Consider the following 15,746-nt stretch of genomic DNA (forward strand, 5'->3'; position numbering starts at 1 on the left):
AATTGAAATTGTAGAAAGTTGGTAACAGTGTGAAATTACCAAGAGAAGGCGACTTTATTACAATTCAAAGTTATAAGCATGACGGAAAAATCCATCGCACTTGGCGTGATACCATGGTATTAAAGACAACAGAACATGCAATCATTGGAGTCAATAATCATACTTTAGTGACAGAAAATGATGGCAGACGTTGGGTAACAAGAGAACCAGCTATCGTATATTTTCATAAAAAATACTGGTTTAATATCATTGCAATGATTCGTGAAAATGGTGTTTCTTATTATTGTAATCTTGCTAGTCCGTTTGTATTAGACAACGAAGCACTCAAATATATTGATTATGATTTGGATGTGAAAGTCTTTGCGGATGGTGAAAAAAGATTACTTGATGTGGATGAATATGAACGACATCGCAAGGATATGAAGTATTCAGATGATATTGATTATATTTTGAAGGAAAATGTAAAAATATTGGTTGATTGGATTAATCATCAACGTGGGCCATTCTCTCCTGCCTATGTAAATATCTGGTATAAGCGCTATTTAGAACTGAGAAGTCGATAAAGTTATTCAAGAAAAACCTGTTTAGCAGGCTTTTTTCTTACTGTGAGGTAGAAAGATGGCATTTGATAAGACGGTAGGGAGATATGCAAGTTTTGGTATTGTCACTTCGCTCCCAGGTGAAGTGATTGATAGTTTCTGGTACGTCATTGATAACTATTTAAAGGGAGTTATCCCTTTGAAAAGTGTGATTCAATTTTCTATTAAAAACCGAGGTGGTAAAATTACCCTAGTTTTCTCACAAGAGCGGTATAAAAATGTGTTGGCGGTTGATTTGTCAAGTCGTTTCGATCCGTTTTATCCTTCTACAGTATTAGTTGTAGATAAGCAAGGACAGGAAACGATAACATTGCCTGATGAAGTTAGTTTTATTTAATGAACAAACATACTCGTCATGCAAGTTAAAGTATTTCGAGTGGAAACTAGATTCCTCATCTGAATGAACATTTTATGGTTTGGAAAGACTATTTTATTAAAAAATGATATAATAACAGTATAATATGATTTACCTAGTTGAAGTGAGGTTGCGCTATGTCAATTAATGGCCAAGAAAAACCACTCTATTTACAATTAGTGGATGAGTTGGAAGTGAAAATTCGAGAAAGCATGGTGCCAAATGAAAAATTGTTTTCAGAGAGAGAATTAACGCATTTATATGGTGTAAGTCGTATTACAGTTCGGCTTGCGTTACAAGAATTAGAAAAACGTGGTTTGGTCTATAAAAAACATGGTAAAGGGACCTATGTTTCGGAAATTTCAGAACCAGCTGTTGATTTATCTCAGGTTTATAGCTTTACCGAGCAAATGAAAGTGATGGGTAAGGTACCACAAACTATAATTCTTTCATTTCAAGAAATAGAAGCTTCGGAATATATTTCACAGCAGTTGATGATTGATATTGGTGAACATGTTTATGAATTAGAACGACTACGTTTGGCAGATGGTATTCCGATGATGTTGGAGCGTACCTACATTCCGGCCTCTTTATTTGATGGACTAACTATTGCAGATTTGGATAATACAGCATTATACGAGGTATTCTCTGAAAAATATAATCAATTTATTCGAATGGCGGTCGAAGAGTTTTATGCTAGTATCGCCTTGGATAATGAAGCGAAGCTCTTGGGGGTAAGGGGAAATAGTCCTGTCCTTCATTTGTTACGAAAATCATACAATGATAAGAATCGTATTATTGAGTATACGTTTAGCATTGCGAGGGCTGACCAATTTCGGTATCGGATGGTTCATAAGCCAATGAATGAAAACTAAGTCTGTAAATGATGTAAATAATAAAAAGATTGTATATAAAGTCAGATTAATGACCATTATATACAATCTTTTTATTATTTATTGGAAGCAAAGTGTTTGTTTCAAAAGGAATTATCGGTTATTCGCTGAGATTTCAAATTTATAGTATTTCCAATGTTTATAAGTTTCAGTATATTCGATAATTTCTCCACTAGCACTATTGGTTGTCAATTTATTTTGCAAAATAGTTGGTTGATTTGGATCAATTTCTAACCCCTCAGCAATTTCCACGGGTGTTGGGAAGCTTACTTCGTTTGTTTCAACAAAGGGTTCTTCGAACATGTGGATATTAAAATCAATTTTTAGACGCTGATAGATTGATTGGAAATGTTCAAGGGGAGCATCAGGCGTTTGAATATAACGTTGAGGTATGTAGGAATTATGATAAATAAATGGAATTCCGTCGGCTTTACGAATACGAACGATTTTATAATAATAGTCATTCTTATCTAAGTTCAATTTCTCGAGAATTCGTGTATCATTTCCCTTTTGACAAGCAAGAACAATTACTTGCTCATTTTCAAGTGGGAAAATTTCAACATCTGAAAATTCAACCAAACGGCCCTTACGTGAACGGGAAACAAATGTACCCTTCCCTTGTTGGCGAATTAAATAACCATCTTTAACTAACTCATTGACAGCCCGAATAACAGTAATTGAACTTACATTGTATAACTTTGTTAATTCCGCTTCTGTATAAAATTTATCACCATTTTCAAATTTTCCCGAAATGATTTGTTGACGAAGGCTATTCTGGATTAGTTGGTATTTAGGGACTTTCATTTTATACCTCCTTTCTGTGATTAGTATACTAAATTATCTTACAAAAATCAAAAGATATTAGTATGATTCCGTAGCTTTTTTAGCAAAAAATAGCCATTTATTATTTTACATCTATTTGCTTAAAAAAATACAAAAATTTTTTCCAAAAGTACTGGACATAACCACAAGAAAGTGTTAATATACTAATAGAAAAGGTAAACGGTTACATGGAGGTAGAAATGAGCGATTTCCAGATAAAAGATCAATTCTATTTAGATGAAAAGCCATTTAAAATATTATCTGGTGCAATTCACTATTTTCGAGTACATCCAGATGACTGGTATCATTCTTTATTCAACCTAAAGGCTCTTGGGTTTAATACGGTTGAGACATATGTTCCTTGGAATTTGCATGAGCCTAAAAAAGGACATTTTTGTTTTGACGGAATTCTAGATGTTGAACGATTTCTAAGAATTGCTCAAGAACTAGGGCTTTATGCAATTGTACGTCCTTCCCCCTATATTTGTGCAGAGTGGGAATGGGGTGGACTCCCCGTTTGGTTGATGAAGGAAGAGCTGAGAGTACGTTCGAGTGATCCTATGTATTTGAAGCACTTAGCTGAATATTACGCTTCTCTTCTTCCTAAATTAGCCAAGTTCCAGCTCGCACAAGGAGGAAACATTCTCATGTTTCAAGTTGAGAATGAGTATGGTTCCTATGGTGAAGAAAAAGACTATTTAAGATCGGTTGCGAATTTGATGCGTAAACATGGTTTGACTGCTCCCTTCTTCACATCAGATGGTCCATGGAGAGCTTGTTTGCGTGCAGGTTCACTCATTGCCGATGATATATTGGTCACTGGAAATTTTGGTTCAAGAGCGAACGAAAATTTTCAAATGATGCAAGCTTTCTTTGATGAATATGGAAAGACTTGGCCACTGATGTGCATGGAATTTTGGGATGGATGGTTCAATCGCTGGGGTGATGAAGTGATTCGTCGTGAGCCAGAAGAACTAGCTCAGTCAGTCATGGAGTGCATTGAACTTGGTTCGATTAATCTCTACATGTTTCACGGAGGTACGAACTTTGGTTTCATGAATGGATGCTCTGCGCGAGGTCAAATTGATTTGCCTCAGGTGACATCTTATGATTATGATGCAATTCTAGATGAAGCTGGAAATCCAACGCAGAAGTTTTATATTCTTCAAAAGCTGATGATGGAAAGATATCCAGAATTAGACTATGCAGAACCAATAGTGAAAAAAGCTAAGGCGTTTGAGCCAGCTGAGTTAGTGAATAAAGTTAGTTTGTTTGAAACCATTGATGCCATCAGCGAGTGTCATCATTCATTCTATCCTAAGAATATGGAACAATTTGATCAATCCACTGGCTATATTCTCTATAAAACCGAATTGGAACAAGATAAGGAAGAAGCAGAACGTTTTCGTGTGATTGATGGTCGGGATCGGATTCATGTTTTTGCTGATGGGCGTAAGGTTACAACACAATATCAAACGGAGATTGGTGAAGACATTACGCTAGATTTCAAAAGCAAGCAATTGGATTTAGCTATTCTTGTGGAGAATATGGGACGTGTTAACTACGGCCACAAATTAACAGCTCCAACTCAATCTAAAGGTTTGGGAAGAGGAGCGATGGCAGACCTCCACTTTATTGGAAACTGGAAAATCTATCCACTACCACTTGAGTCGGTTTCAGCTGTTGATTATAGTAAGACTTGGCAAGAAAATCAGCCTGCATTCTATCGCTATACTTGTAACTTGTCAGAATTGGCGGATACCTACATAGACATGACAGGTTTTGGTAAAGGTGTTGTATTTGTAAACAATGTAAATATTGGACGTTTCTGGGAAAAAGGTCCGATTCTCTATCTCTATATTCCAAAAGGATACTTAAAGAAAGGAGAGAATGAAATAGTCGTCTTTGAGACGGAAGGAAAATATAGAGAAAGATTACCTTTTTCTCAAGAACCCATCTATAAAGATTTAAAATAAAGGAGAAATGAGTATGGCAATTATTGCTACACGTATCGATGGTCGTTTGATTCATGGTCAAGTTGCTAACTTATGGACGACTAAATTAAATATTAGTCGTATTATGGTAATTGATGACGCTGTTGCTCAAAACGACATTGAAAAACAAGGATTGAAGTTGGCTTGTCCTCCAGGAGTAAAACTTTCTATTTTACCGATTGAGAAAGCTGCAAATAATATTAAAGAAGGAAAATATGATGCTCAACGCTTGCTTATTGTAGCACGTCGTCCTGAAAACTTCCTTCGCCTAGTGGAGTATGGTGTAAGCCTTCCTGAACTTAACGTTGGGAATATGTCTCAGACTCCTGAAACACGGTCTGTCACACGTTCAATCAATGTGGTAGATAAAGATATCGCAGATTTTGATGCATTGGCAGCTAAGGGTGTGAAGCTCTTCGCTCAAATGGTTCCTGGCGATTCACCTAAAGACTTTATGCCATTATTGGATAAGGTTAGATAACATTCGGATTTTTTGAAAAATTTTAAAGGAGGATCACTATTATGCAATGGTGGCAAATATTACTTTTAACGCTCTACTCTGCTTACCAGATTTGTGATGAGTTGACCATCGTATCGTCAGCAGGTTCACCTGTCTTTGCAGGGTTCATCTCTGGTTTGATTATGGGAGATATGGCAACAGGCTTAGCAATTGGTGCTAGCTTGCAATTAATGGTACTTGGTGTAGGTACTTTCGGTGGTGCATCACGTATTGATGCGACTTCTGGTGCAGTTTTGGCAACTGCTTTCTCAGTTTCACAAGGTATTGACCCTGAGCTTGCTGTAGCAACAATTGCGGTTCCAGTAGCAGCGCTTCTTGTCTATACTGATATTTTGGGTCGTTTCTCAACTACCTACTTCGCTCACCGTGTGGATGCTGCAGTTGAAAAATTTGACTATGCAGCTATCGAACGGAACTACTTACTTGGTGCAATTCCTTGGGCCTTGTCTCGTGCACTACCTGTTTTCCTTGCCCTTGCATTTGGTGGTGAATTTGTAGATTCAATGGTTTCTGCTATTCAAGAATACCAATGGATTGCTAATGGTTTGACTCTTGCAGCACGTATGCTTCCTGGTCTAGGATTTGCAATCTTGCTTCACTATCTTCCACTTAAACGCAATCTTCACTATTTGGCATTTGGTTTTGCTTTGACAGCTATGTTGACTGTTCTTTACGGTAACGTATCTACTTTAGGTGGTGCCGTTGCTGGTATTGTTGGTACCCTTCCTGAAGATTCAGGTGTAGCATTTGTAAACAACTTCAAAGGCTTGTCAATGATTGGTATCGCTATTGTGGGTGCATTCCTTTCTGTACTTCACTTCAAAAATAGCCAAAAAGTAACTGTAGTTGCTCCATCAAATTCAGAAAGTGGGGAAATTGAAGATGACGAAATCTAATTACAAATTAACAAAAGAAGATTTTAATCAAATCAACAAACGTAGCTTGTTCACTTTCCAACTTGGTTGGAACTATGAGCGTATGCAAGCATCAGGCTACCTCTACATGATTTTACCTCAATTGCGTAAAATGTACGGTGATGGTACTCCTGAGTTGAAGGAAATGATGAAATTGCATACTCAATTCTTCAACACTTCACCATTCTTCCATACTATTATTACGGGTATCGATTTGGCGCTTGAAGAAAGCGATGGTGTAGCATCTAAAGATGCGGTAAATGGTATCAAGACTGGTTTGATGGGTCCATTTGCTCCTATCGGTGACTCTATCTTTGGTTCCTTAGTTCCAGCAATCATGGGTACAGTGGCTGCAACTATGGCCGCAACTGGTAACCCAGCAGGTATCTTCCTTTGGGTAGCAGTAGCGGTTGCGTATGATATTTTCCGTTGGAAACAATTGGAAGTTGCCTATAAAGAAGGTACTAAACTCATCACAACAATGCGTGATCGTTTGACAGCACTTGTTGATGCGGCATCTGTAATGGGTGTCTTCATGATGGGCGCATTGATTGCAACTATGATTAACTTTGAAGTGACTTGGGCTCCAACAGTTGGTGAAAAAGTAATTGATATTCAAGACTTGCTCAATACTATCTTCCCTCGTCTTGTTCCAGCTATCTTCACAGGTTTTGTCTTCTGGTTGCTAGGACGTAAGGGTATGACTTCAACAAAAGCTATCTTGATAATCATTGTCCTTGCGATTGCCTTGTCAGCAATTGGTCACTTCGTATTTGGTATGGCATAATGGTTAGAAGTTTAGTATTAGTAAGTCATGGCATCTTCTGTGAAGAATTGAAAAAATCCACTGAAATGATTATGGGTCCACAAGAGGACATCTATACAGTGGCTTTGTTGCCAGAAGAAGGTCCAGAAGACTTCCAAAGAAAATTTGAAGAAACAATTGCTAAGCTTGATGACTTTGTTGTTTTTGCAGATTTGTTGGGAGGAACACCAGCTAATGTAGTTTCTCGGAAATTACTCGATGGTGGTCAGTTTGATCTATATGCAGGTATGAACATGCCCATGGTCATTGGTTTCTTGAACGGCGTTCTATTAGGTGAAGCTGTAGACTATGTGGAGTTTGGTACAAGCAATTTAGTTCATGTCAATTCCTTATTAACAAGTAGTGAAGATGATGAGGAGTGAAACAGTTCGGGGAACTGTTTCAGATGGTCACCTTGAAATAAGAAAGTGACCACAGAAAGCCCGAGCCTAGAAACGGGAGAATGAGGACAGTCAGTGACTATTTCGGTTAGAGATCATCTTCGTCAAGTAAAAATAATACTGTAGTCAAATTGGCTTTAAGTATCCTGAGACTGGGGAAACTCGGTCTCTTTTTGTATGGAGTATCATTTGTCATATTTCTTGTTACATTGCTCTATCCTATCATGTTGTGAAACTCCTTCCTACCATTCTTAGTCTATGGAGAGGAATAATATGCCAGTGAATGAATCCATTCACAGAAAAAAACAAAAATGACAAAATTTTCTGAAAATTTATTGACATTCACTTTTAAAGTGGTAACATGTAATGTGAGGAATCATTTTAAATACAAGGAGAATCCAATGAGAAGTGATATGATAAAAATCGGGATTGACAAGGCTCCAGCGCGTGGCTTATTATACGCGACAGGACAAGTGAAGTCTGCAAAGGATTTTCAAAAACCCTTTATTGCGATTTGCAATTCCTACATCGATATTGTACCTGGACATGTTCATTTGAGAGAGTTGGCGGATGTGGCAAAAGAAGCGATAAGGGAAGCTGGTGGGATTCCGTTTGAGTTTAACACCATTGGGGTTGATGACGGTATTGCCATGGGACACATTGGAATGAGATACAGTTTACCTTCAAGGGAATTGATAGCAGATGCGGCTGAAACAGTCATCAATGCGCATTGGTTTGATGGAGTTTTTTATATCCCAAACTGCGATAAGATCACTCCTGGAATGATTTTAGCAGCTATGCGAACCAATGTTCCAGCAGTATTCTGTTCTGGAGGACCTATGAAGGGTGGTGTCGATATGACAGGGCATCATGCCAGCCTTTCTAGTCTATTTGAGGCAGTTGGTAGCTACCAAGCTGGGGAAATGTCAGAACAGGAGTTTGAATTTCTAGAAAAAAATGCTTGTCCAACTTGCGGTTCTTGTTCGGGAATGTTTACAGCCAATTCAATGAATTGTTTGATGGAGGTATTGGGACTTGCATTGCCAGGGAATGGTACAATTCTTGCAGTGTCGGATGAACGACGAGAACTTGTTCGTCAAGCGGCCAAATACTTAATGGAAAATGTTAAAAAGAATATTAAACCTAGAGACATTGTAACGAAAGAAGCAATAGATGATGCATTTGCTTTGGATATGGCAATGGGAGGGTCAACGAATACAGTATTACACACGCTAGCCATTGCCAGAGAAGCTGGGATTTCCTATGATTTGAAAGATATTAATGAAATCGCTGAAAAAACACCTTATCTTTCTAAATTATCTCCGTCATCAGCTTACACTATGCATGATGTACATGAGGCGGGAGGGGTTTCAGCGATTATCAATCAATTGATTAAGAATGGTTCTATCAAAGGGGATCGCATAACTGTAACAGGTAGAACTTTGAAAGAGAATGTTTCAGGTTGTGAGATTAAGAATGAAGAGGTTATTCATCCATTAGATCATCCATACTCACCAGTTGGTGGCTTATCCATTCTTTATGGGAATATTGCCCAAGATGGTTCCGTTATTAAGGTAGGTGGGGTAGACCCTTCTGTAAAAACATTTAAAGGTGAGGCTCTTTGCTTTGACTCTCAAGATGAAGCGCTTGAGGCAATTGATAATGGTACAGTTCAGAAAGGTCATGTTGTTGTGATTCGTTACGAGGGGCCACAAGGCGGACCTGGAATGCCAGAAATGTTAGCTCCTACTTCAAAAATTGTCGGTCGAGGTTTGGGGAAAGATGTTGCACTTATAACGGATGGTCGTTTCTCTGGTGCAACTAGAGGGATTGCGATTGGTCACGTCTCTCCAGAGGCAGCTGCTGGTGGAAATATTGCTTTGATTGAGGATGGAGATGAGATTGTGATTGATTTGATCAATCGTACGATAGATGTTCTTGTGGATGATGAAGTACTTGCTGAACGTCGTCGTCACTTAAAATCATTCAAGCCTAAAATAGCAAGTGGTTGGCTGCGTCGTTATACACGTTTTGCTTCTTCGGCCAACTTTGGTGGTTCGATGATGACCGATGAGGAGTTTGCAGAACGCCAAGCAGAGCGCTAGAATAATTAGTATAAAATGAAAAAGGAATTCTTGTAGATTCCTTTTCATTATGGTTTATTAATGATATACTATTCATATATTAAATCAATAAAAATAGGAGCTCGTATGATTGAACAAAGTCAGTTTGGAAAGGGGGAAGCCCTTCATTTCTTCCTTTCGAATGCTAATGGTATGAAGGTTGGTTTGACAAATTTTGGAGCTCGTATCGTTGAGGTTCTTCTTCCTGTTGAGGAAGATGGAGGGGTTCGGAATGTTAGCCTTTCTGCTTCAACAGATGAGGAGTATAGACGAACAGATTTGTATCCTGGTTCTACAATTGTCCCAGTTGCAGGTCGTATTTCAGGGGCACAAACAGAAATAAATGGAGTGAAGTACTGTTTTACAGAAAATGAGCCGGGTCGAACCCTCCATGGTGGGATTGATACTGCAAATGAGCAATACTGGGAGACAAGTGTAGATCAGGAGAATAATCAAGTTACCTTTGGTATTACCTTAAAGGATGGTTTCAATGGATTTCCTGGTGATGTACGTGTTTTAGCAACTTATCGATTGTCGGATGAAAATGAACTTTTTGTAGAGTATCGGGCAGAGTCTGATAAGGATACCATTTTTAATCCAACCAACCATATCTATTTTAATTTGACAGGTGATTTCCAACAGTCTGTAGGGGCACATCAAATCAGAATTGCAGCAAATCGCTATGTCCCACTTGGTGAGGATAATCTTCCAATTGGAGTTTTGGAAGAAGTAATTGATACGCCGTTTGATTTTAGAGATTTTGCTTCGTTTTCTCAGGGCTTTAATAGCCAACACACTCAGAATCTCCTCGTGAAAGGCTATGATCACCCATGGATACTGGAAGATGTAGCAACTCCCGTAGAAGTATTAAGTCCTGATGGGAAAATTAAACTAAGTGTTGTAACCAATCAACCATCCGTTGTTATTTATACTTACAATTTCCCGGTTGAAGAGTTAGCTGCTTTCCATGGCGCCTTTAGTCTAGAATGCCAGGGGCTTCCGAATGCATGTAATGTTGATGGTTTTGGATCTATTTTGTTGGAACAAGGAGATTGTTTCTTCTCACAAACAGCCTATCGTTTTTCTTGGTAGCGATTCTCCTTTTCCTCACAGTTAAAGTGGTTAGCCCTCTTTGTGATTTTTACTTACCTCTTTGTATGATATTTTGCTTAGAGGGCTGAATGCTTTACAAGTATAAATCAGCTCAAAAGATTTCAAAAAATAAATAAAAAGTATTGACAAGGCCCCCTCCTCATGTTATACTAGTTCTTGTGTTGAGCGGGGATGGCGGAATTGGCAGACGCGCAGGACTAAGGATCCTGTGACCGCTTTAGGTCGTGTGGGTTCAAGTCCCACTCTCCGCATAGTAGACTAGCTGAGGCTAGTCTTTTTTTTTGTTATAATATGAGTGGCTACACTAACCCCTTTTCCACCTTTTGTTGTCCAATTTGCAGGGAGTTTCATGAAAATACATGTGAAAGTTTTCTCAAAAATATGGTTTCAACTAGCATTTTCAAAATAAAAATGGTAGAATAGAGGAGTATGAGGTGCAACCTCAAAAAATATTAGGAGGCTATCGAAATGCCATTAGTTTCAGCAGAAAAATTTGTCCAAGCAGCGCGTGACAACGGTTATGCAGTTGGTGGATTTAACACAAACAACCTTGAGTGGACTCAAGCTATCTTGCGTGCAGCAGAAGCGAAACAAGCTCCTGTTCTTATCCAAACTTCAATGGGTGCAGCTAAGTACATGGGTGGTTACAAAGTAGCTCGTAACTTGATTGCAAACTTGATTGAGTCAATGAACATCACAGTTCCAGTTGCTATTCACCTTGACCATGGTCACTACGAAGATGCTCTTGAATGTATCGAAGTTGGTTATACTTCTATCATGTTTGATGGTTCACACCTTCCAGTAGAAGAAAACCTTGCAAAAGCTAAAGAAGTTGTAGAATTGGCACACGCTAAAGGTATCTCAGTTGAAGCTGAAGTAGGTACTATCGGTGGTGAAGAAGATGGTATCATTGGTAGCGGTGAATTGGCTCCAATCGAAGATGCAGTAGCAATGGTTGCAACTGGTATTGACTTCTTGGCAGCAGGTATCGGTAACATCCACGGCCCATACCCAGCAAACTGGGAAGGTCTTGATCTTGACCACTTGCGTAAATTGACTGAAGCTGTACCTGGTTTCCCAATCGTATTGCACGGTGGTTCTGGTATTCCAGATGAGCAAATCCAAGCAGCAATCAAATTGGGTGTTGCTAAAGTTAACGTTAATACTGAGTGCCAAATCGCATTCGCAAACGCAACTCGTAAATTTGCAGCAGCTTATGAAGCAAACGAAGCAGAATACGATAAGAAAAAACTCTTTGACCCTCGTAAATTCTTGGCAGACGGCGTGAAAGCTATCCAAGCTTCTGTTGAAGAACGTATTGACGTATTCGGTTCAGCGAACAAAGCGTAATTCGTTTTACATCTCTAACCTAGCGAAATGCTAGGTTTTTTTGTTGCGTGGCGTGTATGTTGTGTATCTAAGGCGAAAGTCCTCCATGGCACCTGCCTACAGGGGAAGTCAATAGAACTTTCTAGCAAGCCTGATTACTACGGGTGGACGCATTAAAAATAGTCTGGGAGAGAACGCTTTAAATCAGTCGAATGAGAGGATGGGAAAGTGAACTCCTCTCGCTATGAATAGACATGAAATAGTACGTTTTATATAGCGTATGATATATCTGGATTAGGGGACTATCATCAATTAATGTCTTGGAGGTCAGTAGTGAATCGTGCCATATTAAAACCAGTCCTTGCAAAACCTGGACTGGTTTTTTGTTTAGATTATCATCTAGTGTGACATGTGTAAAAGTTAATTGAGGTGCAATAAAAAATGATTAGAATTGTATAGCTTAGGTCAACTGCTTTTGCCGCTTTTACGTGATAATATTTATGTGGTTGACGAATGAAAATAAGAATGCCTTATTGATTTTGCTCTATATAATTGTCAACTCGGAAGATATGCTCAAGGATATTTCTTGTAATTTCAATACTGCTAATATTGTATTTATGGAGTAACTGTTTTTGATAGAGTTGAAGTACTCTTTGTAAAATAGGATTTGTAAAGATAAAAGCAGTTTGTGGGAAATCATTTTTTAAGACAATGACGTGCTTGTCTCCTACTCTTACTTGCATATTATGAAAGTATTCTGTCTCTTGTAAGAGTATGTGGAAATTATCATAGCTTTGATACAGGGAAAGGATATTTTTTAGATGCGTTTTATACTCTTCAATATCGTAATAAATCTCTTTATTAATGGCAATATTGTTTAAGTCTAAGGGAACTTTTCCAGCTAATATAGTTTTTTTATCAAAAAGTGGAAGGCAATGTGTATAATCATTGCCGTTTTCTAAGCAATGCATTAGATAGTTTCTTTGAATTTTCCAAAAGGTTAGAAAGGCGTCTTTTTCTTCTTTAGTGAAAGAATGTTTTTCAATAATAGAATTTACTAACTGTTGCGACATGGTAGATACTGGCAAAGTAGAAAGTAGACAATTACCTTTTTCGATAGGCAGGTGGGACAGGCAAAATAAGAAATTATCTCGATCTCCTAATGTAAAGGATTTAAGGAGTGGCGCGGAGTATTTCATTAAGCCATCAAATTGTTTTTGAAGTGAAAAAATTTCATAAGAAGTAGTGTAATACTTGTAATTGCCATACTTTTCGAAGCCACGGACATGTGTTGCTTCAATGGCACAAACACCAGGACATATAAATAATGTATTAGAAAAGCGAACATCAGCCTCCTTTTTGCAATAATATGAATCTATTTTCCCGGATAAGTAGAGTGGCAACCAGAATTTAATACAGGAGAACAATTCAGAATTTTCACGATGGATATTGTGAATTACTTTTATTTTCAAACCAGAGCTAATGCAGTGATTCATCAAAGCAGACCATCTTGGTAGAAAATTGGACTCCTCTGTCATCCAATCGATACTTTGATCAGAGTAAATCCATACTTCACTGCCTTTTAAAATGGCAGTAGTTAATAGGCGAAGAACGGCGTGACGCATTCCTTCAGTAGAATGGTAAGTTTCCGTAGAACTATGCATAATTTCTTCGGTAGCAATTTCAGATATTTTTGGTAAAGGATCAATTTTAATATTTAAATCGCTGACCTGTTCAAATAGATTGCCCACAGGTAATAGTGGCAGTCTTGTACCTGTATCGCTCAACCAAGTAATAAGGATCTGCTTTATTTCTTTTTGATTAGTTGGGATTGGTTTTTGGTAGAGAACTAATTCTCTAAGCTCATTATACTTTTTTTGTGATTTTATCTGATTGGTCAGAAATTCACAGAGATCTTTAAAAATGCGATTGTTGATTTGAGGTACTCTCTTCCCAGATCGGAAATGACTAATGTAAGATGGATCAACATTTAGAGCTTTTGCAAGCTTAATATTAGAGATGTTTAATAGGCTCATAAGGGAAGTTAATTTTTCACCAAAATAGGGTTTGCTTTTTCCATTTTTTTCCAAATTCGTTTTCTCAGGATTGTATAGCCAAAGTTTTAAAGCCTCTTTTGTCTGAAATTGTTCATTTGGAATAGTGTCTCCGATAATTGAGTAGAGTATGGAGAGACGATTGGTGTGACTAGCAAATTCATACACACCATTAATAAAATGTTGGATTGCTTGACTATTTTTTTGAGGTTTACTTGTACCGGTACGAATACGGCTGACAACGGAAGGGTTAACAGCCATATAATGGGCAATATCAGAATTACTTGCCTCGAGTTGTGATAATAGGAATCGAACTTTACTTGTAAACATAATAATCCTCCTTCAGTAACTGTAGAAGTTTATGTATTAACCTATTATTATTATACAACAACATATTAGTTTTTTAAAATGATTTGAGGCTTAAGAGCATCATTTTAATCTAATATTTTAGTGATTCGTTACTATAGTTTTATTTATTTATTGTAGTTCGTTGTTATAAGATTAAGCATTTCTAAGTCATAAATTTGTCAGTGACAAATTTATGACTAGTGTTGAATAGGTTCATTTATCCCTGTATAATTAGGGTAAAGGGTAATGATACCAAACGTGAAAAAGGAAAATTCGAAGTTCAAAAACTTTGAAAGCGATAAATTAATAACGATGAAATGTTCTTAGAAAGACATGGTTAAATAAGCTTTCAAAAGCATTTGTTAACGCTAACAACTCTAAGAGAGTTCTAGATTCAAGGAGTGGTTGGGATGGATGAGAGGAAATTACGAAGATTAAAAAAAGTGGAGTTATTGGGTATTATGCTAGCCCAAAGTCGGAGAATTGATGAGTTAGAAAAAAAAGTAGAGGAAATGGAGCGACAATTATCAGAAAAAAGAATTAAGGTAGAGAATGCTGGAAGTCTAGCAGAAGCTGCAATACAATTGACATCGATATTCGAAGAAGCACAGAAAGTGGCTGATATCTATTTGACCAATTTAAAAAATGGCAATGGAGGTGCTTATGAGATGGAAACAGACTAATATAAAAGTTGCAGAGGAAATCCCAAGTACAAAAGAAATAGAAAGTTTCTATCTATCTTTACGGTATAGACAACGCTTTTTAGGAACAATTAGAAGTACAGTATTTACATTGATTGTCGTTGCAGCTTCAGCAGTATTAGTATCGGTTTTTTTCTTACCAATATTAAAGATTTATGGTAATTCGATGAACACAACTTTAAATAGTGGAGATATTGTTGTTTCTGTGAAAAGCAGTCATTTAGATAGTGGGGAAGTTATCGCATTTTACTATAATAATAATATTTTGGTAAAACGGATAATTGCTACGTCTAATCAATGGGTAGACATAGATGAATTTGGAAATGTATATGTAGATAATCAGTTGTTAGAGGAAAAATATCTCATTTCAAAAGATTTTGGAGAAAGTAATATTCATTTTCCTTATCAAGTGCCGGAAGGACGATATTTTGTAATGGGTGATAATAGAGAGATTTCAATTGATTCTAGGAATACAGCTGTGGGGACAGTATCTGAGGAACAAGTTGTTGGAAAATTGATTTATAGAATTTGGCCGTTTTCAGAAATTGGTTTTATCCAATGATGTTGTTAATAACAATATACGGGCCTGTTGAGATTTGTTCTTTTATAATATTTGTTTGTAGATCTGAAAGGAGGCGAATCACATTTTGAATATCAGTATTTCGAAGATAAAAGGCAGGTTTTTGCCTTAGAAGTTTCACTTTCCTTGGTGAATTTTTATTTGATATCCAGTGTCTGTTTTTTTCGATGAAAATTTTACCAACATGTCATTTCG

At 37.4% G+C, this 15,746-nt stretch carries 15 protein-coding genes and 1 tRNA gene; 14 read left to right on the forward strand and 2 right to left on the reverse strand.

What is annotated here, in order from left to right; translation table 11 throughout:
* The first annotated feature begins 29 nt into the window (after window positions 1-29).
* The 3 genes from ntdP (at window position 30) to L6410_RS01960 (ending at window position 1,829) form a co-directional block, all read left to right on the forward strand.
* Window positions 30-563: a nucleoside tri-diphosphate phosphatase gene (ntdP, locus tag L6410_RS01950; protein WP_024396634.1), complete on the forward strand. Its 534-nt coding sequence runs from the start codon at window positions 30-32 to the stop codon at window positions 561-563.
* A gap of 55 nt (window positions 564-618) precedes the next feature.
* Complete coding sequence (locus tag L6410_RS01955) at window positions 619-936, forward strand: DUF960 domain-containing protein (RefSeq protein WP_024392821.1); 318 nt, start codon at window positions 619-621, stop codon at window positions 934-936.
* Between the two features lie 155 nt (window positions 937-1,091).
* Entirely contained in the window at window positions 1,092-1,829 is a 738-nt protein-coding gene (locus L6410_RS01960; RefSeq protein ID WP_024392822.1) for a GntR family transcriptional regulator, read from the forward strand.
* A gap of 111 nt (window positions 1,830-1,940) precedes the next feature.
* On the opposite strand, the gene L6410_RS01965 is transcribed toward L6410_RS01960, so the two are convergent.
* Window positions 1,941-2,651 (reverse strand): GntR family transcriptional regulator, encoded by a 711-nt coding sequence (locus L6410_RS01965; RefSeq protein ID WP_024396633.1) that lies wholly within the window; start codon window positions 2,649-2,651, stop codon window positions 1,941-1,943.
* Window positions 2,652-2,869: 218 nt separating this feature from the next.
* Here L6410_RS01965 and L6410_RS01970 point away from each other — a divergent pair, with 218 nt between their 5' ends.
* The 9 genes from L6410_RS01970 (at window position 2,870) to L6410_RS02010 (ending at window position 11,889) form a co-directional block, all read left to right on the forward strand.
* A complete protein-coding gene (locus L6410_RS01970) occupies window positions 2,870-4,645 on the forward strand; it encodes a glycoside hydrolase family 35 protein (RefSeq protein WP_237395713.1) in 1,776 nt (591 codons plus the stop codon).
* Between the two features lie 13 nt (window positions 4,646-4,658).
* Complete coding sequence (locus L6410_RS01975) at window positions 4,659-5,144, forward strand: PTS sugar transporter subunit IIB (RefSeq protein ID WP_024391485.1); 486 nt, start codon at window positions 4,659-4,661, stop codon at window positions 5,142-5,144.
* A 38-nt stretch (window positions 5,145-5,182) separates the two neighbouring features.
* Window positions 5,183-6,079, forward strand: a complete 897-nt coding sequence (locus L6410_RS01980) for a PTS mannose/fructose/sorbose/N-acetylgalactosamine transporter subunit IIC (protein WP_024391486.1) — start codon at window positions 5,183-5,185, stop codon at window positions 6,077-6,079.
* Window positions 6,066-6,884, forward strand: coding sequence for a PTS system mannose/fructose/sorbose family transporter subunit IID (locus tag L6410_RS01985; RefSeq protein WP_172040588.1), 819 nt, complete (start codon window positions 6,066-6,068; stop codon window positions 6,882-6,884). The genes L6410_RS01980 and L6410_RS01985 overlap by 14 nt, the downstream gene beginning before the upstream one ends.
* On the forward strand, window positions 6,884-7,285 hold the full coding sequence (locus L6410_RS01990) for a PTS sugar transporter subunit IIA (RefSeq protein WP_024391488.1): 402 nt from the start codon (window positions 6,884-6,886) through the stop codon (window positions 7,283-7,285). Before L6410_RS01985 ends, L6410_RS01990 begins: the two co-directional genes overlap by 1 nt.
* A 419-nt stretch (window positions 7,286-7,704) precedes the next feature.
* Window positions 7,705-9,408 carry a dihydroxy-acid dehydratase gene (ilvD, locus tag L6410_RS01995; protein ID WP_172040586.1) on the forward strand — a complete coding sequence of 568 codons (1,704 nt, stop codon included), beginning with the start codon at window positions 7,705-7,707 and terminating at the stop codon, window positions 9,406-9,408.
* Between the two features lie 105 nt (window positions 9,409-9,513).
* Window positions 9,514-10,518, forward strand: a complete 1,005-nt coding sequence (locus tag L6410_RS02000) for an aldose epimerase family protein (protein WP_172055684.1) — start codon at window positions 9,514-9,516, stop codon at window positions 10,516-10,518.
* Window positions 10,519-10,704: 186 nt separating this feature from the next.
* Window positions 10,705-10,790: transfer RNA gene (locus L6410_RS02005), tRNA-Leu, on the forward strand.
* Window positions 10,791-11,007: 217 nt separating this feature from the next.
* Window positions 11,008-11,889 (forward strand): class II fructose-bisphosphate aldolase, encoded by an 882-nt coding sequence (locus L6410_RS02010; protein ID WP_024396627.1) that lies wholly within the window; start codon window positions 11,008-11,010, stop codon window positions 11,887-11,889.
* Between the two features lie 509 nt (window positions 11,890-12,398).
* On the opposite strand, the gene L6410_RS02015 is transcribed toward L6410_RS02010, so the two are convergent.
* Entirely contained in the window at window positions 12,399-14,252 is a 1,854-nt protein-coding gene (locus tag L6410_RS02015; RefSeq protein ID WP_237395720.1) for a helix-turn-helix domain-containing protein, read from the reverse strand.
* 428 nt (window positions 14,253-14,680) lie between these two features.
* Here L6410_RS02015 and L6410_RS02020 point away from each other — a divergent pair, with 428 nt between their 5' ends.
* On the forward strand, window positions 14,681-14,953 hold the full coding sequence (locus L6410_RS02020) for a DNA repair protein (protein WP_160864352.1): 273 nt from the start codon (window positions 14,681-14,683) through the stop codon (window positions 14,951-14,953).
* Complete coding sequence (gene lepB, locus L6410_RS02025; RefSeq protein ID WP_172040579.1) at window positions 14,934-15,533, forward strand: signal peptidase I; 600 nt, start codon at window positions 14,934-14,936, stop codon at window positions 15,531-15,533. The genes L6410_RS02020 and lepB overlap by 20 nt, the downstream gene beginning before the upstream one ends.
* Window positions 15,534-15,746 lie beyond the last annotated feature (213 nt).

The sequence above is a fragment of the Streptococcus parasuis genome, from assembly GCF_021654455.1.
GTDB classification, from domain to species: Bacteria; Bacillota; Bacilli; order Lactobacillales; family Streptococcaceae; genus Streptococcus; species Streptococcus parasuis.

Coding starts and splice junctions, on each gene's coding strand:
- L6410_RS01965 (WP_024396633.1), bottom strand. CDS start 2,651: ATGAAAGTCCCTAAATACCAACTAATCCAGAATAGCCTTCGTCAACAA.
- L6410_RS01970 (WP_237395713.1), top strand. CDS start 2,870: ATGAGCGATTTCCAGATAAAAGATCAATTCTATTTAGATGAAAAGCCA.
- L6410_RS02010 (WP_024396627.1), top strand. CDS start 11,008: ATGCCATTAGTTTCAGCAGAAAAATTTGTCCAAGCAGCGCGTGACAAC.
- L6410_RS01955 (WP_024392821.1), top strand. CDS start 619: ATGGCATTTGATAAGACGGTAGGGAGATATGCAAGTTTTGGTATTGTC.
- L6410_RS01985 (WP_172040588.1), top strand. CDS start 6,066: ATGACGAAATCTAATTACAAATTAACAAAAGAAGATTTTAATCAAATC.
- L6410_RS01960 (WP_024392822.1), top strand. CDS start 1,092: ATGTCAATTAATGGCCAAGAAAAACCACTCTATTTACAATTAGTGGAT.
- ilvD (WP_172040586.1), top strand. CDS start 7,705: ATGAGAAGTGATATGATAAAAATCGGGATTGACAAGGCTCCAGCGCGT.
- L6410_RS02000 (WP_172055684.1), top strand. CDS start 9,514: ATGATTGAACAAAGTCAGTTTGGAAAGGGGGAAGCCCTTCATTTCTTC.
- L6410_RS01990 (WP_024391488.1), top strand. CDS start 6,884: ATGGTTAGAAGTTTAGTATTAGTAAGTCATGGCATCTTCTGTGAAGAA.
- lepB (WP_172040579.1), top strand. CDS start 14,934: ATGAGATGGAAACAGACTAATATAAAAGTTGCAGAGGAAATCCCAAGT.
- L6410_RS01975 (WP_024391485.1), top strand. CDS start 4,659: ATGGCAATTATTGCTACACGTATCGATGGTCGTTTGATTCATGGTCAA.
- L6410_RS02015 (WP_237395720.1), bottom strand. CDS start 14,252: ATGTTTACAAGTAAAGTTCGATTCCTATTATCACAACTCGAGGCAAGT.
- L6410_RS02020 (WP_160864352.1), top strand. CDS start 14,681: ATGGATGAGAGGAAATTACGAAGATTAAAAAAAGTGGAGTTATTGGGT.